Below are 22,497 nucleotides of genomic sequence, written 5' to 3' on the forward strand. Positions count from 1 at the left end.
CGTCGGATGCCGGTGTCTCCCCACTGGGTAGGACACCGGTCCCCTACATCTAAAAGACGATCTCGGGGTGGTTCGTCAGGGGCACGGTCACCGGGCGACTGTCAGTGGGCCGCCCTATGGTGAGCGAATGACGACAGGTGAGCAGACGACGAAGACCTACGCGGCGCTGCTGCGCGGCATCAACGTGGGCGGAAACAAGAAGGTCCCGATGGCCGAGCTGCGCACCCTCCTGGAGGGCCTCGGATACGACGGCGTGGGCACCTACCTCCAGAGTGGCAACGCCGTGTTCGCCGCCGGTCACGGCGACGAGGAGTCCCTCGCCGGGGAGATCTCGCGGGCCATCGAGAAGCACTTCGGATTCACCGTCGACGTGATCGTGCGCGACCACGCCCACCTGCGGTCGATCAGGGACAACTGCCCCTTCCCGGCAGCCGAGTTGGAGGCCAGGCAACTCCACGTCACCTACTTCTCCACCCCCGTCGACGGGACCCGCTTCGCGGACATCGACCAACCCGCCCACCTCCCCGAGGAGTTCCGCCTCGGCGACCGCGTGCTGTACCTGTACGCCCCCGACGGCCTCGGCCGCTCCAAGCTCGCCGAGCAGCTCGCCAAGCCCCGGTTCCTGAAGGGCCTGATCGCGACGACCCGCAACTGGAACACCGTGGTCAAGCTGGTGGAACTGACCGAGGGCGACTGACCCGGATCCACTGCTGGCAAGCTGATCGGTATGCGCTACATCATCATCGGGACAGGGGCGGTCGGCGGAGCCATCGGCGGGCGGCTGGCCGGGGCGGGGCACGAGGTGGTCCTCGTCGCCCGGGGCGCGCAGTACGAGGCGCTGCGTGCGCACGGGCTGCGGCTGGTGACCCCGGACGGGCAGCACACGTACCGCCTGCCGACCGTCGACGGACCCGCCGGACTCGGGGAGTTGCGCGCCGACGACGTACTCGTCCTCGCCGTGAAGACGCAGGACAGCGAGGGCGCCCTCGCGGCCTGGGGGCCGGCGCCCGTCGCGGGCGGCGGTACGGCGGCCGAGCGGCTGCCGCTGCTCTGCGCACAGAACGGTGTGGAGGGCCCGCGCCTCGCGCTGCGCCGCTTCCGGCACGTCTACGGGGTCTGCGTCTGGCTCCCCGCGACCTACGTGGAACCCGGCGTCGTCTCCGCCGCCGGTGCCCCGCTCACCGGCATCCTGCACCTCGGCCGGTACCCGCACGGCACGGACGACACCCTCCGCCGGATCGCCGCCGACCTGGAGAAGACGGCGTTCGAGGCGCCGGTCGTCCCGGACGTCACCCGGTGGCTGTACGCCAAGCTCCTCACCAACCTCGGCAACGCCGTCCGGGCGCTCAGCGGCGCCGCGGACAGCGAGGAGAGCGCACGGCTGCGCCAACGGGTGCATGCCGAGGGCGAGTCGGTGCTCGCGGCGGCCGGGATCCCGTACACGAGCGCCGAGGAGGAGAAGGCGCGGCGGGGCGACAGGATCACCCTGCACCCGTTGCCCGGCGTCGAGCCCGGCGGCGGGTCCACCTGGCAGTCCCTCAGCCGGGGCACCGGCACGATCGAGACCGACTATCTCAACGGCGAGATCGTGTTCCTGGGCCGGCTGCACGGCGTACCGACTCCGCTGAACGAGCTGCTGCAACGGCTGGCCGACACGTTCGCCCGGGAACGGCGGGCTGCGGGTTCGCTGCCGTCGGCGGAACTCGTACGGCTGGCGGACGAGGCCGTCGCGTCCGTGCGAGAGCCCGCAGCCGGTCGTCCCTAGCGCGAGACCGGGTGTCGGTGGCCGGGAGAGGGGCCACTCCGACCCAGCTCCAACCCCGTTGTCGTACCCCACCCCTAGGCTCCACGCCATGACATCCCAGAACCCCGTCTCCACCGCCGCGGACGGCGTCCACCCTCTGGTCGGCGAGCTGCGTGGCCTGCTCGCCACCGCCACGCCCGCACGCGCGCGCAAGGCGATACGTGAACTGCTCACCGTTCACGACGACGGGGCCGCCCTCGAACTCGCCGCCCGGTTCGCGCCCACCGCCGCCTACTCCGGCGACCTCCTGCTGCGTGAACTGCCCCGCGCCGCCGATCCGGACCGCTTCTGCGAACTCCTCCTCGCACCCGCTCTCGCCCGTGAGGGCCGCACCGAGTTACGGCTGCGCCGGATCACGTCGCTGCGCGGCCTGCGCCACCTGACCATGCTCCGCACACTCCACCTGGACCGGTGCAAGGAGGTCACCGACCTCGGCGACCTCGCCGCGCTCACCGGCCTCACCGACCTGGACCTCAACGGCTGCGCCGGGATATCCGACCTGGCCCCGCTGAGCACCCTGACCGCGCTCACCCGGCTCAACCTGCACCGTTGCCGTCAGGTCACCGACATCCGCCCGCTGCTCACCCTGAGCCGTCTGCGCGAGCTGGACCTCAGCATGACCAAGGTGCGCGACGTCACCGGACTGCCCGCGGCCCTGCCGGACCTGCGCACCCTCACCATGCGCGGCTGCCGTTCCTTCCGCGATGCCGGTCAGCTCGCCGGACTGACCCGGCTGACCACGCTGGACCTCGGCTGGACCGGGCTGCGCGACCTCCGAGGCCTCACGTCGCTGCCCGCCCTCACCGAACTCGACCTCAGCAGCTGTGCCTCGTTGACCACCCTGGAGGGCATTCGCGCGCTGACCGGCCTGACCGGGCTGCGGATCACCGACTGCCGCAAGCTGGCCACCCTCACCGACCTGGGAGCCCACCCGGGCCTGGCCGAACTGACGGTGGACGGCTGCTCCGCCCTGCGCGACCTACGCGGCCTGGGGGCGCTGACCGGCCTCACCTACGTCTGTGTCAAGGACTGCGAACAGCTCACCACCCTCGAAGGCATCCAGGGCTCGCCCATCGAGCGGTTCCGCGCGGAGGGCTGCCCGGCCCTGGCCGACTTCTCCGCCCTGGAGCACATCCCCGGGCTCCGTGAACTCGACGCGCTCGGTCTGGACGCGCTCACCGACCTCTCGCAGCTGCCCGTTATGGCCCTGGTGGACCACATGCGGTTCATCGAGTGCCGGTCCCTGCGCACCCTGGACGGAATCCGTGTCCACCCCTCGCTGCGGAAGCTGATGATCTGGCGCTGCCACGCCCTGAAGTCGGTGCACGGCATCGGACACCTGCCTGCCCTGAGCGAACTGACACTGTGGGAAGTGCCCCTGGTCACGACGCTGGGGGAGCGGGGCGGGCTGCCGGACGCCGACCGGCTGGTGCTGAACGACTTTCCGCTGCTGACCGACATCGACGCGCTCGCCGGATCGCACATCTCCCGGCTGGAGCTGATGGGCATGCCCCTCCTGCGGAGCCTGGCGGCGCTGGAGGCGAAGCCCGAGCTGACGAGGCTGAGACTGTTCGGCTGCCCCCAGGTCACGGAGCTGCCCGCCCAGGTGACCCACCTGGAGGCGACCGCGCTCCCCTGGCCGGACCTCTCCCCGCTGAAGCGGCTCACCGCCCTGACCACGCTGGACCTGCGGCACACCTATCTGACCGACATCGGCGGGATCGGCGGCTTCCCGGAACTGGAGCGGCTCGGCCTCCTGGGCTGCGACCGGGTGGAGGACTGGACGCCCCTCCTGGAGATGCCCCGACTGCGGGAACTGCAACTGACGCAGGACCACGGACGGGAGCGGCCGTTCACCCCCGTGCTCCAGCGACTGCTGGCGAACGGAGTGACCCGGGTTCCCTGGCATGTGCGCTGGTAAGACCCGGGGCGCCAGGGCGATCCAGGCCGATGCGGAGAAGCGCGTCCGGTTCGCCCGCCCGCAAGGCGATTCAGGCCGGCGCTGCCGCCTACGCGCTCACCGCGGCCCGCCCCGACAACGGCACCCGCACCGCCGCCTCCGCGTACCGGCGCAGCAGCAGCCGGGCCACCTCGGGCGCCGGTCCCAGGACGTCGGCGAGTACGTCCGCCCGCTCCGCGCCCCGTGCGATGCGGTCCGGGAGGAAGCCGGGGGCGAGGACGTAGGGCGCCACGGCGACGCGTTCGCAGCCCAGCTCCCGCAGCTCCCGTACCGCGTCCTCGGTGCGGGGGAGTGCGGCGGAGGCGAACGCAGGCCGCACGGCGCACCAACCGGTGTGCCGCCACTCCCGCGCGATTTCTGCGATCACTGCGATCGCCTCCGGGTCGGTGGACCCCGCCGAGGCCAGCACGACCCCGGTCGAGGACTTGTCGGCGGGCGTCAACCCCGCCTCGTACAGCCGCCGTTCGAGGGCGGACATCAGCAGTGGCGACGGGCCGAGCACCTGCGCCTGACGGATTCGCAACCCGCGCGGCGCGTCCCGCAGGACCGCCGGGATGTCCGCCTTCGCGTGGAAGGCGCGGGTCAGGAGGAGGGGGAGGGCGACCACGTCACGGACGCCCTCCGCCGCCAGGGACTCCAACACCCCTTGTACGGACGGGATGTTGAAGTCCAGGAAGCCCGTCTCCACGCGCAGCCCCGGCCGCAGCGACCGTACGCGCCGTACGAGGGCGTGCACGGTCGCCGCGTGCCGCGGGTCGCGGCTGCCGTGGGCGATGACGAGGAGGACGGGCTCGTGGCGCATGGGCTCAGCTCTTCACCAGGAGGCCGCGGCTGCGGAGGACCCGCCGTTCCAGCGGGCTGAAGACCAGCAGGTCGACCGCGATACCGACGAACAGGATCAGGAAGATCGCCTCGAAGATCATCGGCATGGAGCTGGCGTTGCGGCCGTTCTCCAGCAGTGCGCCGAGACCGATGCCCAGATCGGGCGAGGAGGCGATGATCTCCGCGGCCATCAGTGAGCGCCAGGAGAACGCCCAGCCCTGCTTCAGACCGGCCAGATAGCCCGGCAGCGAGGCCGGCAGGACGATGTGCCAGGCACCCTTCCACCCGGTCGCGCCCATCGTGCGGCCCGCCCGCAGGAACAGCGGCGGCACCTGGTCGATGCCGGAGACCAGGCCGTTGGCGATGGACGGGACCGCGCCGAGCAGGATCACCGCGTACATCATCGAGTTGTTCAGGCCCAGCCACAGCACGGCCGGCGGCACCCACGCCACCGACGGCAGCGACTGGAGGCCCGACAGGACCGGCCCGATCGCCGCGCGGACGAACTTCACCCGGGCCACCACCAGGCCCAGCGGGGTGCCGATCGCCAGGGCCAGCAGGAAGCCGAGCAGACCGCGCTCGACACTGGTCCAGATGTAGCCGAGAAGCTTGCCCTCCAGCCAGGCGTCCTTGAACTCGGCCGCCACATCGCCGGGGGAGGGCAGCTTGGTCGGGTCGGTCACGACGTTGAAGGTGATCAGCGCCTGCCAGACCAGCAGCACCACGCCGGTCGCGATGAGCGGCGGGAGGATCTTGGCGCGGAAGGTCACCGAGAAGGGCGTGCGCGTGGTGGCCACGTTCTCCAGGGCGTCCAGACCGGCCTCCAGGCCGGCGGTCTGGTGGTTGCCGTCGGACCGGTCCTGACGCGTGTCCGTCAGGCCCGACTTCGTGTCACTGCTGGCCATGACGGCGGATCTCCCCACGCAGTTGTTCGGTGATCTCAATGGACAGTTCCGCCACGGGGGCGTCCTCGATACGGCGCGGCTGCGGGATCTCGACCGTCCACTCGCGCGCGATCCGGCCCGGCCGGGACGACAGCAGGACGACCCGCTGTGCGAGCCGCACGGCCTCCCGCACGTTGTGCGTGACGAACAGGACGGAGACGCCCGTCTCCGCCCAGATCCGGGTCAGCTCGTCGTGCAGCACGTCACGCGTGATGGCGTCGAGCGCCGCGAACGGCTCGTCCATCAGCAGCAGCCGGCTCTCCTGGGCCAGCGCCCGGGCCAGCGCGACCCGCTGGCGCATACCGCCGGACAGCTCGTGCACCCGCTTGTCGTACGAGCCCTGCAGCCGGACGAGGGCGAGCAGCTCCTCGGCGCGGCCACGCCGGTCGTTCTTCGCGACTCCCCCCAGTTTCAGGGCGAGTTCGATGTTCTTGCCCGCGGTCAGCCACGGGAACAGGGCGTGCTCCTGGAACATCAGGGCAGGACGCCCGTCGGTCCTGATGCTGCCCGCGCTCGGGTCGTCGAGACCCGCGACGAGGTTGAGCAGCGTGGACTTTCCACAGCCCGAGGCCCCCAGGAGGGTGACGAACTCACCCGGTGCGACATCGAGCGTGATGTCGTCGAGGACGAGCTGCTGCCCGGCGGGCCCGGCGAAGGACTTCGAGACGTGCTCGATGCGGGCGGCGTACTCGACCGACTCGGCCGGTCCGGCCTTGGCGATAGCGGTGGCCATGGTCGTCACCTCCTGGGGACTTGAGGGATCGGTGCTTACTTGACGCCGAGACCGGCGTCGTCGACCGTGCTCTCACCCGCGGCCTTGAGGACCGTGTTCAGGGGCGTGAGGTCGTAGATGCCCGTCAGCAGCGGGTCCTCCAGCAGACCGGCCTTGACCGCGTGCTCCGCCTCGGTGTTGAGGGTGGAGGCCAGCGGGTCGTTGGTGAACTGGATGGACTTCCACGCCGGGTCGATGACCTCGGGCTTCAGCGCCTTGCCGGAGTCGATCGCGAGCTGCGCGTTGGCCGCCGCCTTCGCCGCGTCGGGGTTGGCGTTGATCCACTTGTTGGTCTCGACGGAGGCCTTCAGGACCGCCTCGACGGCCTTCGGGTGCTCCTTGAGGAACTTCTGCGACACGATGATGTTCGTGATCACGAACTTCTTGTCCGGCCACAGGTCCGCCTCGTCGAGCAGCACCTTCGCACCCTCGGCGACCAGCTTGGACGCGGTCGGCTCCGGCACCCAGGCGCCGTCGATGGAGCCGGACTTGTAGGCGTCCGGGGTGACCTTGTTGTCGGTGCGGACGACCGACACATCGCCCTTGCCGCTCTCCGCGTCGACCTTCCAGCCCTGGTCGGCGACCCAGTTGAGGAACGCCACGTCCTGCGTGTTGCCCAGCTGCGGGGTGGCGATCTTCTTGCCCTTGACGTCCTTCAGGGTCTTGATCTTGTCCGGGTTGACCACGAGCTTCACACCGCCGGACGCCGACCCGCCGATGATGCGCAGGTTGGTGCCCTTGGACTTGGTGTAGCCGTTGATCGACGGGGACGGGCCGATCCAGCCGATGTCGATGGAGCCTGAGTTGAGGGCCTCGATCTCGGACGGGCCGGCGTTGAAGACCTGGTACTTCGCCTCCGTGGCGCCCAGCGCCTTCTGGAAGTACCCCTTGTTGACACCGACGAGCGCGGTGCCGTGGGTCAGGTTGCCGAAGTAGCCGATCTTGACGGAGTCGAGTCCGTCGATCTTCTCGGCCCCGGCGGCGACCTTCGCCTTGGAGCTGTCGTCCTTGGAGTCCGACCCGTACCCGCAGGCGGCGAGCGTCAGCAGCGGAAGAGCGGCGATCGCGGCTACGCCGCGGCGAAGGAAGGTTGAGCGGTTGACAGGCACGGGAGGTGTTCCTCTCGGAGGCCCGGCGGTCACGGTCTCTCAGGTCGTGGCCGGGAGGTCGGCAGGTCTTCGTCGATGTCGGGACGTCCGGTGGGGGGACAGGGCGCGCAAGCGGTGCGCGTACGTCAGCACGCACATCGCGCGACTCCGCCCTGCCCGCTGCCGAGGGCGCCGCTGCCGACGCGGCCGCCCTCCTTCGCGAACGTGGAGTAGTAGTCCATGACGTTCATGTCAGAAGTCCCACCCGTCGTCCTCGGCCGCGTCCTTGACGGGCTCCGGGGAGGCGAACGACTCGCCGACCATGCCGGCGGTGAGCGTGGTGCCGTCGTTCGGGTCGATCAGGATGAACGAGCCGGTGCGCCGCGAGTCGGCGTACGAGTCGACGGGCAGCGGCTCGGCGGTACGGATCTTCACCCGGCCGATGTCGTTGGCGACGAGCTGTCCCGGATGCGGGTGCAGGGACAGGTCGTCGAGCGTGAGCCGGGACGGGATGTCCTTGACGATCGCCTTGACCGTACGGGTGCCGTGCTTGAGGAGCACCCGGTGGCCGACCGTCAGCGGCGCGTCGGCGACATGGCAGACCGTCGCCTCGACGTCCTGCGTGGTCGGCGGCGCGTCCTTGCTGGGCACGATCAGGTCGCCGCGCGAGATGTCGATGTCGTCCTCCAGGAGGACGGTCACCGACTGGGTGGTCCAGGCGATGTCGACCGGCTCGCCGAGCAGGTCGATACCGGCGATTCTCGACGCGTGGCCGGACGGCAGGACCGTCACGGACTCGCCGACGCGGAAGGAACCGGCGGCGATCTGGCCCGCGTACCCCCGGTAGTCGGGGTGTTCGGCGGTCTGCGGCCGGATCACGTACTGCACGGGGAGACGGGCGTGGCAGTGGCTCAGGTCGTGGGCGACCGGGACCGACTCCAGGTGCTCCAGGAAGGTCGGCCCGCCGTACCAGTCCATGTTCGCGGACGGGTCCACCACGTTGTCGCCGGCCAGCGCCGAGATCGGGATCGCGGTGATCTCCGGGACGCCCAGCTCCAGCGCGTACGCAGTGAACTCCTCGGCGATCGCCGCGAAGACCGTCTCCTGGTAGTCGACCAGGTCCATCTTGTTGACCGCGAGGACCACGTGCGGGACCCGCAGCAGCGCCGCGAGAGCCGCGTGCCGCCGGGTCTGCTCGACCACGCCGTTGCGGGCGTCGATCAGGATCACCGTCAGCTCGGCCGTGGAGGCACCCGTCACCATGTTGCGGGTGTACTGCACGTGGCCGGGAGTGTCGGCGAGGATGAACCGGCGCTTCGGGGTGGCGAAGTATCGGTACGCCACGTCGATCGTGATGCCCTGCTCGCGCTCGGCCCGCAGCCCGTCGGTCAACAGCGCGAGGTCGGGGGCTTCCTGCCCCCGCGAAGCCGACGCACGCTCCACGGCCTCCAGCTGGTCGGTGAGGATCGACTTGGAGTCGTGCAGCAGCCGGCCCACGAGGGTGGACTTGCCGTCGTCGACGGAACCGGCGGTGGCGAACCGCAGGAGGGTGGTCTCGGAGAGTTCCGGGAGTTCCGTGGTCGTGCTCATGGCTAGAAGTACCCCTCGCGCTTGCGGTCTTCCATCGCGGCCTCGGACATCTTGTCGTCGGCGCGGGTGGCACCCCGCTCGGTGAGCCGGGAGGCGGCGATCTCGGTGATGACGTCGGCCAGTGTCACCGCGTCGGAGTCGACGGCACCCGTGCAGGACATGTCGCCGACCGTGCGGTAGCGGACCTGCCGCTTCTCGACGGTCTCGTCGGCCTTCGGACCGCCCCACTCGCCCGCCGTCAGCCACATCCCGGCCCGCTGGAACACCTCACGCTCGTGCGCGAAGTAGATGTCCGGCAGCTCGATGCCCTCGCGGGCGATGTACTGCCAGACGTCCAGCTCGGTCCAGTTGCTGAGCGGGAACACCCGTACGTGCTCGCCGGGCGCGTGCCGCCCGTTGTAGAGGTTCCACAGCTCGGGACGCTGGCGACGCGGGTCCCACTGCGAGAACTCGTCCCGCAGCGAGAAGACGCGCTCCTTCGCCCTGGCCTTCTCCTCGTCGCGTCGCCCGCCACCGAAGACCGCGTCGAACTTCTCGGCCTGGATCTTCTCGGTCAGCGGAAGCGTCTGGAGCGGGTTGCGGGTCCCGTCCGGACGCTCCTTCAGCACACCCCGGTCGATGTACTCCTGCACGGACGCGACATGCAGCCGCAGCCCGTGGCGCTCGACCGTACGGTCCCGGTACTCAAGCACCTCGGGGAAGTTGTGCCCGGTGTCCACGTGCAGGAGTGAGAAGGGGATCGCGGCGGGGGCGAAGGCCTTCAGCGCCAGATGCAGCATGACGATCGAGTCCTTGCCGCCGGAGAAGAGAATCACCGGCCGCTCGAACTCACCCGCCACCTCACGGAAGATGTGCACCGCCTCGGACTCGAGGGCGTCCAGGTGGGAGAGGGCGTACGGGGCGCCCGTACCCTCCGCCGGCTTGGCAACGGTCGTCGTCATGCCAGTCCCCTCTCGGTGAGCAGCGCGTGGAGCACGGCCGCGGACTCCTGGACGGTCTGGTCCTGCGACTCGATCCGCAGATCGGGCGTCTCGGGCGCCTCGTACGGGTCGTCGACCCCCGTGAGCCCGGTCAGCTCGCCCGCCGCCTGCTTGGCGTACAGACCCTTCACATCGCGTACGGAGCACACCTCGACCGGGGTCGCCACATGCACCTCGATGTACGCGGCGCCGCTCTCCTGGTGCCGCTTGCGCACCGCCTCGCGGCTGTCCGCGTACGGCGCGATCACCGGGACCAGCGCCTTGACGCCGTTACGGGCGAGCAGCTCGGCGAGGAAGCCGATGCGCTGCACGTTCGTGTGCCGGTCCTCGCGGCTGAAGCCGAGGCCCGCCGAGATGAACTCACGGATCTCGTCGCCGTCGAGCACCTCGACGAGGTGGCCCTCCTCGCGCAGCCGGCCGGCCAGCTCGTACGCGATGGTGGTCTTGCCGGCGCTCGGCAGACCCGTGAGCCATACGGTGGCTCCGGTCGTCACTGGTATCTCCTGGTCCTCGGGGGTCGCGGTCTCGGTCTGGGGCTGGGTCTGGGTCTGGGTCTGGGGCATCAGCCGTGCAGCCCGCACTCGGTCTTGCCGCGGCCCGCCCAGCGGCCGGCGCGCGCGTCCTCGCCCTCCAGCACCCGGCGGGTGCAGGGCGCGCAACCGACGGACGCGTAGCCGTCCATCAGCAACGGGTTGGTGAGTACGCCGTGTTCGGCGACATACGCGTCCACGTCGTCCTGCGTCCAGCGGGCGATCGGGGAGACCTTGACCTTCTGGCGCTTCTCGTCCCAGCCGACGACCGGGGTGTTCGCCCGGGTCGGGGACTCGTCGCGGCGCAGGCCGGTCGCCCAGGCCGCGTACCCCTTGAGGCCCTGCTCCAGGGGCTCGACCTTGCGCAGCTTGCAGCACAGGTCGGGATCGCGGTCGTGCAGCTTCGGGCCGTACTCGGCATCCTGCTCGGCGACCGTCTGGACCGGGGTGAGGGTGAGGACGCGTACGTCCATCACGGCCTCGACCGCGTCACGGGTGCCGATGGTCTCGGGGAAGTGGTAGCCGGTGTCGAGGAACACGACGTCCACACCGGGCATCGCGCGGGAGGCGAGATGGGCGACCACCGCGTCCTCCATGGAGGAGGTCACGCAGAACTTCTTACCGAAGGTGGCTGTGGCCCACGTGAGAATCTCCAGTGCGGAGGCTTCCTCCAGGTCACGACCCGCCTGCTCGGCGAGTGCCTTCAAGTCGTCGGTCGTACGCTCTTTCTGAACGGTCGTCATATCTCGTCCCCTCCACCGTCATTGCGCTGAAGCCCACGGGCCAGCAGCCCGAGGAACTTCAACTGGAAGGCTCGATTGCACGCTCCGCATTCCCAGGCGCCATGGCCCTGCTCGTTGGGACGCAGATCCTCGTCGCCGCAGTAGGGGCAGTAGAAGGGGGCGGCGCGCTCGCTCATGACAGGGACTCCTCGGAGGCACGGGTCGCCCAGGTGGCGAAGCGTTCGCCGTCCTCGCGCTCCGCCTGGAAGTTCTTCAGCACGCGCTCGACGTAGTCGGGCAGCTCCTCCGAAGTCACCTTCAGGCCACGGACCTTGCGGCCGAAGCCGGCCTCCAGACCGAGGGCGCCGCCCAGGTGGACCTGGAAGCCCTCGACCTGCTCGCCCGCGTCGTTCAGGACCAACTGGCCCTTGAGACCGATGTCCGCGACCTGGATACGGGCGCAGGCGTTCGGGCAGCCGTTGATGTTGATGGTGACCGGCTCGTCGAACTCCGGGATACGGCGCTCCAGTTCGTCGATCAGGGAGGCGCCGCGCGCCTTCGTCTCGACGATCGCGAGCTTGCAGTACTCGATACCGGTGCAGGCCATCGTGCCGCGCCGGAACGGGGAGGGCTTGACGGTCAGGTCGAGCGCCTCCAGGCCCTCGACGAGGGAGTCGATCTGCGCTTCCTCGACATCGAGCACGATCATCTTCTGCTCGACGGTCGTACGCAGGCGGCCCGAGCCGTGCGCCTCGGCCAGTTCGGCGATCTTCGTGAGGATCGTGCCGTCCACGCGGCCCACGCGCGGGGCGAAACCGACGTAGAAGCGGCCGTCCTTCTGGCGGTGGACGCCGACGTGGTCGCGCCAGCGCTCGACGGGCTGGGCCGGGGCCGGGCCGTCGATCAGCTTGCGCTTGAGGTAGTCGTCCTCCAGGATCTGGCGGAACTTCTCCACGCCCCAGTCGGCGACCAGGAACTTCAGGCGGGCGCGGGTGCGCAGCCGGCGGTAGCCGTGGTCGCGGAAGATCGAGATGACGCCCTCGTAGATGTCCGGGACCTCGTCCAGCGGGACCCAGGCGCCCAGGCGCTGGCCGATCTTCGGGTTGGTGGAGAGACCGCCGCCGACCCAGACGTCGAAGCCGGGGCCGTGCTCGGGGTGCTCCACGCCGACGAACGCGATGTCGTTGATCTCGTGCGCCACGTCGAGCAGCGGCGAGCCGGAGATCGCCGACTTGAACTTGCGGGGCAGGTTCGAGAAGTCCTTGTTGCCGATGATCCGGCGGTGGATCACGTCGATGGCGGGCGTGCCGTCGATGATCTCGTCCTCGGCGATCCCGGCGACCGGCGAACCGAGGATGACGCGGGGCGTGTCACCGCAGGCCTCGGTGGTGGACAGACCGACCGCTTCGAGCCGCTCCCAGATCTCCGGGACGTCCTCGATACGGATCCAGTGGTACTGCACGTTCTGCCGGTCCGTGAGGTCGGCCGTGCCGCGTGCGAACTCCTGCGAGATCTCGCCGATCACCCGCAGCTGCTCGGTGGTGAGCCGGCCGCCGTCGATACGGACGCGCAGCATGAAGTACTCGTCGTCCAGCTCCTCCGGCTCCAGGATCGCGGTCTTGCCGCCGTCGATCCCGGGCTTGCGCTGGGTGTAGAGCCCCCACCAGCGCATACGTCCACGCAGGTCGTTGGGGTCGATCGAGTCGAAGCCGCGCTTGGAGTAGATCGTCTCAATGCGTGTCCGCACATTGAGACCGTCGTCGTCCTTCTTGAACTGCTCGTTCCCGTTGAGCGGGGTGAAGTGTCCGGCGGCCCACTGACCCTCACCACGGTGACGGCTCACCTTGCGGCGGGGCGCGGCGGCAGGGTTCTGCGGGGTGGCGGCCATGGTTCTACGTCCTCCGGGACAGGCGGGAAGCGGGCTCTACCTGCGCGTATGGGCGCATGGTCAGGCCCGCGCGGCTCTGCGCGGGCTTGAGGCATAGGGGAGCGGATCGGCGGTGCTGAGGGCTCTTCAGCTTGCCGGACAGATGGCGCTGGACATGCGGCCGAGGTCGACGTGCCGCCGACTCACCAAGGCAATCCCAGTTCCAGACATGACGGAAGCGTGTCATGGCAATCTGGACACAGTCCAGCATTGTCCGCCATGCGGACACCCTTGTCTCGTACGGTGAGACGGGGTGTTGTCGGTCACACGGCGGGGGTGCGACGGGTCGAACGGGTGGGGTGTCGGTGGTGTCCGGGCAGGTCAGACGGAGTACGCGCCCGGCCAGGGTCCGGGTGCGGTGACCTCCTTCTCCTCCTCGACCTTGGTGTCGAAGAGGGTGAAGCCGCGGCGCAGATAGTTGTCCATGGCGTGCTCGCCGTCCTTGCTGCATGTATGCAGCCAGACCCGCTTGGTCGGGGCGAGGCCCGGCCAGCGGTCTCCCAGGTCCCAGGCGCGGGCGGTGCCGTACGAGAGGAGGTGGCCGCCGATGCGGCGGCCTCGGAAGGTGGGGAGCAGGCCGAAGTAGGCGATCTCTACGACGCCGTCGTCCTGGGGCTCGACCTCCAGGTAGCCCGCGGGGGTGCCGTGGTCGTAGGCGACCCAGGTCTCTACGCCGGGGCGGGTGAGGTACTCCTGCCAGCGGGCGTATGTCCAGGTCAGGCGGTCGGTCCAGTGGATGTCTCCGCCTACCGAGGCGTAGAGGTAGCGGCTGAACTCCGGGGAGGGGACTTCGGCGCGGACGATTCTGACGTCCCCGTCGGGGGCCTGGGCGGGGAGGAGGTCGGTCGGGGCGGTCTGTTCCAGGGACCAGGTGGTCACGGCGATGTTGCTCATGGCGGTCAGGGAATCATCTGGGTGGGTTGCCTGTCGATTGTTGGCTGCGGGGCGGTGGGGGCTGGTCGCGCAGTTCCCCGCGCCCCTGAAGCGGGGCGCTGTCGCGCCCCTGCTTCATCGGCCCCGTGCGGCGGAGCCGCAGATCGGATGCAGCCCCGTGCCCAAATTCACCAGCGCCGTTCGATGCAGCCCCTGCGCCCGACTTCGCCGGCCCCGTCCCACCCGCGTGGGCGCTATTTCAGAGAGCCCGTGATCGATGACAGCGGTACCGCGTACAGGACCCGTTCCGGGATCGCCGTTCCGCTCCAGCCCGCGCGGGCGTCCGCTGCGCGTTCCGTCAGGGACCAGACCTCGCCTGTGCCCTCCCAGTAGGAGAGGGACTCGGCGTGTTCGGCCCAGCAGCGGCGGGACTGGGCGTCGGTGCCGCAGCGGGCTGCCTTCGCGCCCTCGGAGTCGAGGCGCCAGAGGGTGCCGTGGCGGTTCTTGGTGCCGGGGGCGTGGCCGATGTACCAGTCCGCCTTCTCGTCGCCCGCCGAGCGGTACGACAGCACACCCTGTATGCCGGTGGCCTTCGTCGAGTAGGCCTCCACCGCGTCCGCGCGGCCCAGGGCGTTGGTGGCGAGGAGGCCGGAGCGGTCGCCCGCGCCGCTGAACGAGTAGCGCCACAGACGGCTGCGCTGATCGGCGCCGGACGGGAACCACTCGCTCGCGACCAGGCTGTCGGGCGTGGAGCTGCGGTCCAGCGAGAGGGAGCCGAAACAAGGGGTGCCCTCGTCGGACGACGGGTCGCACGTGCCACCGGTCAGGCTGTACGAGGCGACGGCGGGCATGACATAGCCGTACCCGTGCGCCGACCAGCCGCCGGGCACCTTGCCGACCGCCGGGCTGTCGACCGAGGCACGCTGGATGCGGTTCATGTCGTACACGTACAGGGACTGGTGGTCGGAGTCCGTGGGTGAGGCGGTGACCAGGAGCTTGTCCTGGTACCAGACCATGCCGGAGATCGACGAGGACAGCTTGCGGTAGTCCGAGCCGTCCTTCGTCGGGACGACCAGAAGCACCCAGCGGTAGGTCATGCTGCTCAGGTCGTTCGCGTCCATGACGGCGACCCGTGCCAGGCCCTGGGAGACCGCGGGCTCGTCCGGTTTGGCGTCGTTGTGCGTCCAGCCGGAGAGGATCACGCGGTTGGCGCCCCAGCGGCCGTCCTCGTCCGCGTCGCCGGAGGTGGTGACGGACTGCGGCAGCCAGCGCTGACTGGCCGAGTCGGCGTCGTCCCAGCAGTACGCGCGGGTGGCCGTCGGCGCGACGGGCAGCGCCTCGGTCTCGGTGGGGACGCACTCCGCCGTGTTGCGCATCGTGCGGTTGGTGTGTTCCAGGACGGTGCTCACACCCACGGTGCCGCCCATGGCGGTGGCCAGCCGGTCGAGCGAACTCTTCGCCGTCAGATGCTCCTTGAGCTGGAAGTTCGCCAGCTCGGCGGTGGACGTCACGGACTTGAGGGGCCCCGGGTTGTCGCTGCTCACGGCCTGGGAGGCGCTGACGATGGTGGCCGCGGCGGTGAGGGCGAGCGCGGTGCCGGCGAGGACGCCGCGCAGCGCTCTGCCCCTCTTCTGCCTGCGGTGTCTGCCGCGATGTTTCATTACATCCTCCCGTGGCAGGCCAACTGCTGGTCACGGTCCGTGCGTTGAACCGGGAAAGCAGTGTGGGGGGCCGTGGGAAGGATGGTACGTCAGGGGGCGCCGGGCCTGGTCGAATACCCCGGAATCCATGCGCTTGTGTTGTACACGGGGCCCGTTCGGGCGCTTTTTCGTACGCAGACGTCACGCCCGGTCACTGTGTGTCGCCCTTTCACCCCTCGGCCGCCACGCCCCGGCCCCGGGCCACCGTCGGCGCTGTCGAGTGGGGCAGCAGATCGAGGGGGTCGTCCGGGAGGAGGACGGTCACCTCCGTCTCCTCGCTGAAGCGGTACGGGCGATGGTCGAGGAACGCCCCGAGATACCGGCGTATCCGCGACATCTCCGCACGTACGGTCACCGTGCGGGCCGGGTCGCCGAACACGTCCTCCGCCAGGCCCGCCGCACTGCGGCCGGTGCGGTGCAGGGCCAGGAGGTAGAGCAACTCGGCGTGCCGGGGGCTCAGTTCATGGGTCCAGGAGCCCGCAGGGCCCGACACCGCCACCGACCAGCGGCGCGGCCGGCCCAGGTCAAGGACGATCCGGGTGGCACCGCGCGGTTCCGGCTCGGCGGCGGCGCGGATCAGCCAGCCGCCGGTCAGCGGCTCCACCGTGCACAGCCCCACCGCCGGCAGCCAACAGCGGCCCGGGGACAGCGACTTGGGCAGGGCCACACGGTTCGTGTACGGCATACCGGTGACCGCGGCCGTCCAGCCGTCCCGGTCCACCGCCAGGGCCCGCCCGGCGAGCCGCGCCAGCACCGGCGCCGCCACCGCCCGCAGCCGCTCCAACGAGTGCTGGTGCCGCTCCCGCAGCCCCGCCTCGGCGAGCTTGGCGACCGAGTCGACCCAGGCGAGCGTCGCCGGATGCATGCTCTCCAGCGGCCCGCTGATGTCCACCACCCCGATCAGCCGGCCGTCGCGCGGATCGGTGATGGGCGCGCCCGTGCACGTCCAGGAGGCGTGCGACCGTACGAAGTGCTCGGAGGCGAAGACCTGTACGGCCCGCCGGGCGACCACCGGGGTGCCGACGCCGTTGGTGCCGACGACGTCCTCGGCCCAGTCGGCGCCGGGCTCGAAGCCGAACGAGTCGGCCTTGCGCAGCACCGGTGTACTGCCCTCGCGCCACAGCACCCGGCCCTCCTCGTCCGCGACGACCATGATGTGCTGGCTCGCGTCCGCGACCGACAACAGCCCCTGCCGCAGCACCGGGAGGACATGCCGCAGCCGGGTGGTCTCGCGCCGCCGTTGCAACTCCTCGCGGCTCAGCAGTCCGGCCCGGAAGTCGTGGTCGGGGTCGACGCCGCTGCGCAGCATGCGGTCCCAGGACTGGTCGATCACCGGGCGCGGCGCGAGGCGCGGCCGCTGTCCGGTGAGGCGGGCCGCGCGTACGTCGCTGAGCAGTCGCGCCGCCTGCGCCGCGTCGCGGGCGGCGAGTTGTGTGACGTCCATCGGCGGGTTCGCCACTGGAGCCTCCCGTACAGAGGTGCCGACAACCGGTTGCCGGAGCCCCTCGGCGACGCTGCCCGGGCCCCGTATTGACTGGTTGTCTCATGGTGCCGTCCCGCGGCCCCGGAGCGACACACTCCGCACACAGATGCCAACAAGTTGCAACCCCCTGCAACCCTGGTGAACTGCCCTGCGGTGTTTGAAACTTGGGCGACGCCGCCCGCGCGGCGTCCGCGCTCCCGATCCATGCGGGGACAGCGAGCGGGGGTGGTGCCGTGTCGGCGCAGCACCACCCCTGCGGGAGCTTGGCGGGTTGGGCGGGATTTTGGGTGCGGGTCCGGTGGGGCTTCTCTCGTCTTTGGCCGCGGGCCCGGTGGGGGCTTGTCGCGCAGTTCCCCGCGCCCCTGTCGGGTCGCGCTGGCGCGCTTCCCCGACATCGGTACAGGACTCTCGGTACAGCACTTGGGGTCAGATCAGTGGTCTTGCTCGGGTCACCACCTCTGCCAGGTTCAGGGTGTGGGGGAGGGTGCCGAAGGCGTTGCCCCAGTCGTTGCCCAGGCGGGAGGCGCAGAACGCGTCGGCGACCTCCGGGGGTGCGAAGCGGACCAGTAGGGAGCCCTGGAGGACCAGGGCGATTCGCTCGACCAGGCGGCGGGCGCGGCCCTCGATGCCGTCCAGGTCGGCGAGTTCGGCCAGCAGGTTCTTGATGGCGCCGTCCAGGCGGTGGTCCGCGCCGCGTGCCTTGCCTACCTCCAGGAGGAACGCGTTGAGAGCGGCCGGCTCGCGCTGCATGGCCCGCAGGACATCCAGCGCCTGGACGTTCCCTGCGCCCTCCCAGATCGAGTTGAGCGGTGACTCGCGCAGCAGCCGGGGCATGCCCGACTCCTCGACATAGCCGTTGCCGCCCAGGCACTCGGACGCCTCCACCACCAGCGGGGTGCAGCGCTTGGTCACCCAGTACTTGGCGGTCGGCAACGCGAGCCGCAGGAACGCCCGTTCCTGTTCGCCCCCGTCGTCGTAGGCGGCGGCCAGCCGCAGCGCGAGGGCCGTCGCCGCCTCCGACTCCAGGGCCAGATCGGCCAGTACGTTGCGCATCAGCGGCTTGTCGATCAGCTTCCCGCCGAAGGCCTCGCGGTACGTGCAGTGGTGCACGGCCTGGGCGACCGCCTGCCGCATCAGCGCCGCCGCGCCGAGCACACAGTCGAGCCGGGTCGCCGAGACCATCTCGATGATGGTGCGCACGCCGCGCCCCTCGTCCCCGACCCGGCGCACCCACGTCCCGTCGAACTCGACCTCGGCGGACGCGTTGGACCGGTTGCCCAGCTTGTCCTTGAGCCGCTGGATGCGGAACTCGTTGCGCGCGCCGTCCGGCAGGACGCGGGGGAGGAGGAAACAGGTCACTCCGCCGGGGGCCTGCGCCAGCACCAGGAAACCGTCCGACATGGGCGCCGAACAGAACCACTTGTGGCCGGTCAGCTCGTACGTCCCGTCCTCGGCGAGCGGCCTAGCGACCGTCGTGTTGGCCCGTACGTCGCTGCCGCCCTGCTTCTCCGTCATGCCCATCCCGAAGAGCACACCGCCCTTCTGACCGGCCGGCCCGAGCCCCTCCTCGTAGACGGTGGACGTCAGCCGGGGCTCCCACTCGGCGGCGAGCGCCGGATCGGTGCGCAGCGCGGGCACCGCCGCGTGGGTCATCGACAGCGGGCAGCCGTGGCCCGCCTCGGCCTGCGACCAGACCAGGAACCCGGCGGCCCGCCGCACATGCCCGCCGGGCCGGGTCCAGGCCGCCGTCAGCCCGGCGGAGACGCCCTTGCCGAGCAGCCGGTGCCAGGCCGGATGGAACTCCACCTCGTCGATCCGGTTGCCGTACCGGTCGTGTGTGCGCAGCTTCGGGGGGTTCTCGTTGGCGAGCGCCCCCCATTCCTGCACCTGCGCGGATCCGGCGGACTTCCCGAGCGTGGAGAGTTCGTCCCGGGCCTCGTCCAGAAGCCCGGGGTCCAGATGCCGCTCGACGGCCGCCACCAGGGCCTTGTCGGCGGTGAACACGTCATATCCGACCAGGGGCGGCGCCTGGTTGGTCACGGTGTGGGTGCTGGCTGCCATAAAAGGAACCTACCCCCCGGTACGGTGTTGTTCACCGGTTCCCGGCGGCGCAGCACCCCGTGCCGTTCGTGCGATTCGTGCCGGTCAGGCCGGTCGGGAGAGTGACGCCAGTTCGTCGGAGGCCAGGGAGGTCACGTCCTGGTCGGCCTGGAGGGACTCCAGCCAGCCGGGGTGGTACACGGTGTCGAGGTAGCGCTCGCCGAGGTCCGGGGCGATCGCCACCGCCGTGAGGTCACGTCCGTCGTGCCGGGCCAGCCACTGCCTGGCCCCGCTGATGACCGTGCCGGTGGACCCGCCGAACAGGAAGCCCCGGGCCGCCAGCTGCCGGCAGACCCGCACCGCGTCCGGTTCCTCGACGCGGATCACCTCGTCGATGTACGACTCGTCGAGCAGCTGCGGCCGTACGCTCGTGCCCAGGCCCGGGATCATCCGGGGTCCCGGCGGCCCCCCGAAGGTGACCGAGCCGACGGCGTCCACGGCGACGATCCGCACCCGCCGGTTCCACTGCCAGAACCAGCGCGCGCAGCCCATCAGCGTGCCGGTGGTGCCGGCGCCGACGAACAGGACGTCCAGGCCCGGGAACCGGCGGGCGATCGCCGGTGCCGTCGTACGGTAGTGCGCCCGCCAGTTCCCGTCGTTGGCGTACTGGTTGAGCCATACGTACCGCTCGTCGGAGGCGCACAGCGCGCGGACGTAGCCGATCCTGGCGCCCAGGAAACCGCCGTGCAGATCGGGCCGGTCGATGACGTGCACCCGGCTGCCCAGCGCCTCCATCAGACGGATCGCCTGTGCGTTGCAGCGTGAGTCCGTCACGCACAGGAACCCGTAGCCCCGACTGGCCGCGAGCACACTGAGCGCGACGCCCAGGTTGCCCGAGGAGGACTCCACGAGAACGGATCCCGGCCGCAGCCTGCCGTCCCGTTCGGCGGCCGCGACCATCTCGCAGGCGGCCTTCATCTTGATCGAACCGGCGAAGTTGAAGCCCTCGCACTTCAGGAAGAGGGGCAGCCCGACGGCGGCCCGCAGGTCGACGTACAGCTCGTCCTCGTTGAAGTCCGATGGTTGGGAAATGACTGGCATGTTGTCCCCCTGAGTGTGACGCGCCTGTACTCGGCGCGCCTGATCTGTGGCACGGCACCCGGCGACGGGCGCTGCGACTTGTCCCCCTGAACAGGTCAGCCGTGCCGGCGCAGTTCGTGGAAGAAGCCGTCGACGACACGGAGTTCGCCGCGGCGGGTCACCTCGTCGTGGACGAACCTGCCGACGGCGAGGTCGAGCACTCCGAGGCCGAAGGGCGAGAACACCACCGGCCGGTCCACCGGGACCTTCGTGCGGCCGTTGAGTACGTCGTCCAGCGTGCCGTCGATGAACTCCCGGCCGCCGGTGAGCTGTTCGGCCAGGTGCGGCGAGGTCTCCGCCTTCAGACAGTGCTCGACGTCGTCGACGTAGTTCGCCGAAGCGAGCAGGATCTCGGGCGCGAGGTCGCGCAACGAGACGTGCAGGACGAGCGGATGGTGGTCGAACCACGACACGTCGTGGATGTGTGGTTTCGCGGCGACGGTGGCGAAGACCAGCAAGTCGCTTGAACGGACGAGTTGTTCGGCGCTTTCGTGCACGGTGACCTTGCCGCCGCCGTCCGACCGCTCCAGATAGCCCCGGAAGCCGGCCGCGCTGTCGGCGGACAGGTCGAACACACCCGTCTCGTCGAACTCCCAACCGGTGGCGGCCAGATAGGTGTGGATGTAGCGGGCGATGAGCCCGGTGCCGATGAATCCGACCCGGGTCGGCCGGGTGCGCCCCTGGCTCAGCTTGGCGGCGGCCAGCGCGGCCGAGGCCGCCGTGCGCGAGGCGCTGATGATCGAGCTCTCCAGGCAGGCGAACGGATAGCCCGTGTCGTGGTCGTTGAGGATCAGCACGGCCGAGGCCCGCGGGATCCCGCCCGCCACGTTCTCCGGGAAGCTGGACACCCACTTCAGCCCGTCCACGCGCACGTCCCCGCCGATCGACGCGGGCAGCGCGATGATCCGCGACGACGGACGGTCCGGGAACCGCAGGAAGTACGAGGGCGGGTTCACCGAGTCCCCGGCCCCGTGCAGCCGGTACACCGCCTCCACGAGGTCGACAACGTCCGACTCCCGTCCCTGGAGGGCCTGTTGGACCTGCTCGCCGGAGACGACCGCGAACGGCGGGACCGTGACAGGGGTCGTGGTCATGATGCGTTCCCTTCGGGAGAGTCGGTGCGGCGGACCGGGTCGGCCAGGGCGGCGAGAACCTCGCGCGGCCCCTCGAACGGCTCCCGGCTGTGTGCCGTACGGATGTTGTCGACGAGCAGCAGATCGCCGCCCTGCCACGGCTCGCGCACGGTGTGCGCCGTGTACACCTCGTTGAGGATCTGGACGACGTCCTCGCCGATCGGATCGCCGTTGCCGTAGCGGGTGTTGAAGGGGAGGCCGTCGGCGCCGTACACGTCGACCAGGTACTCGTGGACCTCCGGGTCCATCGTCCACTCGTTGAGGAACGCGATCTGGTTGAACCAGCAGCGCCGGCCGGTGACCGGGTGGCGCAGTACGGCGCCGCGCCGCTGGCGGGTGCGCAGGGAGCCGTCCAGCTCCCAGGCGAACTCGATGGCGTGGGCGCGGCAGTAGCGCTCGACGGAGGCCCGGTCGGAGGTGCCGAAGGCCTCGGCGAGCGTGGCGCCTATCTCGTCGTTGAAGGTCCGGGTGAGCAACCAGCCCTCCTTCTCGAAGCGTTGGACGAGTTCGGCGGGCAGCGCGTCGAGCACGGCCGCCGAGTCGGCCACCCCGGTCGCACCGCCCTCGGCGGGCGCTTCGAGGCAGGCGAACATCAGCAGGCCGGGGAACTCCTGGGCGTAGCTCAGTTCGTGGTGCATGCACATCGGCTGGTTGGGCGGCCACTTGGAGGACGAGTACACGCCGTCGGCGTACCGTCGCCGGGGCGCGAAGGCCTCCTGGTCGCTCATCAGGCCGTCGGCCAGCCGCCGCAGCACGGCGCCGGTCGTCGCGGGCTCGTGCAGGCCGAGACCGCGCACCAGCAGCGAGCCGTGCTCGGCGACGGCCGCCCGCAGCGCGTCCCGGTGGGCGCCCGCCCACTCGGCCGGGTCGGTGACGGGCGGGGTGCGCAGGGTCGGCGGCCGGCCGGGGAGCAGTTCGATGCCCGGAAGTACGGCCGGGGGAGCGGGAGTCGATGCCGAAGGTGTGGAGGAGAGTGCCATGGTTGTCGT

At 70.5% G+C, this 22,497-nt stretch carries 21 protein-coding genes; 3 read left to right on the plus strand and 18 right to left on the minus strand.

The genetic code is table 11. From position 1 onward, the window contains the following. The first annotated feature begins 127 nt into the window (after positions 1–127). From ACFYXF_RS40680 to ACFYXF_RS40690, 3 genes are all read left to right on the plus strand, one after another. On the plus strand, positions 128–697 hold the full coding sequence (locus tag ACFYXF_RS40680; protein WP_389357250.1) for a DUF1697 domain-containing protein: 570 nt from the start codon (positions 128–130) through the stop codon (positions 695–697). 30 nt (positions 698–727) lie between these two features. Beyond that, on the plus strand, positions 728–1,765 hold the full coding sequence (locus ACFYXF_RS40685) for a ketopantoate reductase family protein (protein ID WP_389357252.1): 1,038 nt from the start codon (positions 728–730) through the stop codon (positions 1,763–1,765). 88 nt (positions 1,766–1,853) lie between these two features. After that, positions 1,854–3,725, plus strand: coding sequence for a leucine-rich repeat domain-containing protein (locus ACFYXF_RS40690; RefSeq protein WP_389357254.1), 1,872 nt, complete (start codon positions 1,854–1,856; stop codon positions 3,723–3,725). 88 nt (positions 3,726–3,813) lie between these two features. On the opposite strand, the gene ACFYXF_RS40695 is transcribed toward ACFYXF_RS40690, so the two are convergent. From ACFYXF_RS40695 to ACFYXF_RS40780, 18 genes are all read right to left on the minus strand, one after another. Continuing rightward, a complete protein-coding gene (locus ACFYXF_RS40695) occupies positions 3,814–4,566 on the minus strand; it encodes a sirohydrochlorin chelatase (protein WP_389357256.1) in 753 nt (250 codons plus the stop codon). 4 nt (positions 4,567–4,570) lie between these two features. Continuing rightward, positions 4,571–5,491 (minus strand): ABC transporter permease, encoded by a 921-nt coding sequence (locus ACFYXF_RS40700; RefSeq protein ID WP_389357258.1) that lies wholly within the window; start codon positions 5,489–5,491, stop codon positions 4,571–4,573. Next, a complete protein-coding gene (locus ACFYXF_RS40705) occupies positions 5,478–6,263 on the minus strand; it encodes an ABC transporter ATP-binding protein (RefSeq protein ID WP_389357260.1) in 786 nt (261 codons plus the stop codon). Before ACFYXF_RS40705 ends, ACFYXF_RS40700 begins: the two co-directional genes overlap by 14 nt. A gap of 35 nt (positions 6,264–6,298) precedes the next feature. After that, the gene (locus ACFYXF_RS40710; protein ID WP_389357262.1) at positions 6,299–7,411 is read right to left on the minus strand and encodes an ABC transporter substrate-binding protein; all 1,113 of its coding nucleotides are present in this window, start codon (positions 7,409–7,411) and stop codon (positions 6,299–6,301) included. Between the two features lie 231 nt (positions 7,412–7,642). Beyond that, entirely contained in the window at positions 7,643–8,980 is a 1,338-nt protein-coding gene (locus ACFYXF_RS40715; protein ID WP_389357264.1) for a sulfate adenylyltransferase subunit 1, read from the minus strand. Between the two features lie 2 nt (positions 8,981–8,982). After that, a complete protein-coding gene (cysD, locus tag ACFYXF_RS40720; protein WP_389357266.1) occupies positions 8,983–9,921 on the minus strand; it encodes a sulfate adenylyltransferase subunit CysD in 939 nt (312 codons plus the stop codon). After that, complete coding sequence (gene cysC, locus ACFYXF_RS40725) at positions 9,918–10,523, minus strand: adenylyl-sulfate kinase (RefSeq protein WP_389357268.1); 606 nt, start codon at positions 10,521–10,523, stop codon at positions 9,918–9,920. The genes cysD and cysC overlap by 4 nt, the downstream gene beginning before the upstream one ends. Beyond that, entirely contained in the window at positions 10,523–11,233 is a 711-nt protein-coding gene (locus tag ACFYXF_RS40730) for a phosphoadenylyl-sulfate reductase (RefSeq protein ID WP_389357270.1), read from the minus strand. Before ACFYXF_RS40730 ends, cysC begins: the two co-directional genes overlap by 1 nt. After that, entirely contained in the window at positions 11,230–11,409 is a 180-nt protein-coding gene (locus ACFYXF_RS40735) for a hypothetical protein (RefSeq protein ID WP_235474113.1), read from the minus strand. Before ACFYXF_RS40735 ends, ACFYXF_RS40730 begins: the two co-directional genes overlap by 4 nt. After that, entirely contained in the window at positions 11,406–13,100 is a 1,695-nt protein-coding gene (locus ACFYXF_RS40740) for a nitrite/sulfite reductase (RefSeq protein ID WP_389357272.1), read from the minus strand. The genes ACFYXF_RS40735 and ACFYXF_RS40740 overlap by 4 nt, the downstream gene beginning before the upstream one ends. A gap of 126 nt (positions 13,101–13,226) precedes the next feature. Then, positions 13,227–13,310 (minus strand): putative leader peptide, encoded by an 84-nt coding sequence (locus ACFYXF_RS40745; RefSeq protein WP_309486338.1) that lies wholly within the window; start codon positions 13,308–13,310, stop codon positions 13,227–13,229. Between the two features lie 150 nt (positions 13,311–13,460). Next, a complete protein-coding gene (locus ACFYXF_RS40750; protein ID WP_389357274.1) occupies positions 13,461–14,033 on the minus strand; it encodes a GNAT family N-acetyltransferase in 573 nt (190 codons plus the stop codon). 233 nt (positions 14,034–14,266) lie between these two features. Then, positions 14,267–15,673 carry a hypothetical protein gene (locus ACFYXF_RS40755; protein ID WP_389357276.1) on the minus strand — a complete coding sequence of 469 codons (1,407 nt, stop codon included), beginning with the start codon at positions 15,671–15,673 and terminating at the stop codon, positions 14,267–14,269. A gap of 208 nt (positions 15,674–15,881) precedes the next feature. Beyond that, positions 15,882–17,156 carry a GAF domain-containing protein gene (locus tag ACFYXF_RS40760; RefSeq protein WP_389357445.1) on the minus strand — a complete coding sequence of 425 codons (1,275 nt, stop codon included), beginning with the start codon at positions 17,154–17,156 and terminating at the stop codon, positions 15,882–15,884. Between the two features lie 465 nt (positions 17,157–17,621). After that, positions 17,622–19,256, minus strand: a complete 1,635-nt coding sequence (locus tag ACFYXF_RS40765; RefSeq protein ID WP_389357278.1) for an acyl-CoA dehydrogenase family protein — start codon at positions 19,254–19,256, stop codon at positions 17,622–17,624. Positions 19,257–19,340: 84 nt separating this feature from the next. Next, entirely contained in the window at positions 19,341–20,336 is a 996-nt protein-coding gene (gene sbnA, locus ACFYXF_RS40770; protein ID WP_389357280.1) for a 2,3-diaminopropionate biosynthesis protein SbnA, read from the minus strand. 95 nt (positions 20,337–20,431) lie between these two features. After that, on the minus strand, positions 20,432–21,469 hold the full coding sequence (sbnB, locus tag ACFYXF_RS40775; protein ID WP_389357282.1) for a 2,3-diaminopropionate biosynthesis protein SbnB: 1,038 nt from the start codon (positions 21,467–21,469) through the stop codon (positions 20,432–20,434). Beyond that, the gene (locus tag ACFYXF_RS40780) at positions 21,466–22,488 is read right to left on the minus strand and encodes a TauD/TfdA family dioxygenase (protein WP_389357284.1); all 1,023 of its coding nucleotides are present in this window, start codon (positions 22,486–22,488) and stop codon (positions 21,466–21,468) included. The genes sbnB and ACFYXF_RS40780 overlap by 4 nt, the downstream gene beginning before the upstream one ends. Between the last annotated feature and the right edge of the window lie 9 nt (positions 22,489–22,497).

Source organism: Streptomyces sp. NPDC002680 (genome assembly GCF_042889145.1).
In the GTDB taxonomy this organism is placed as follows: Bacteria; Actinomycetota; Actinomycetes; order Streptomycetales; family Streptomycetaceae; genus Streptomyces; species Streptomyces adonidis.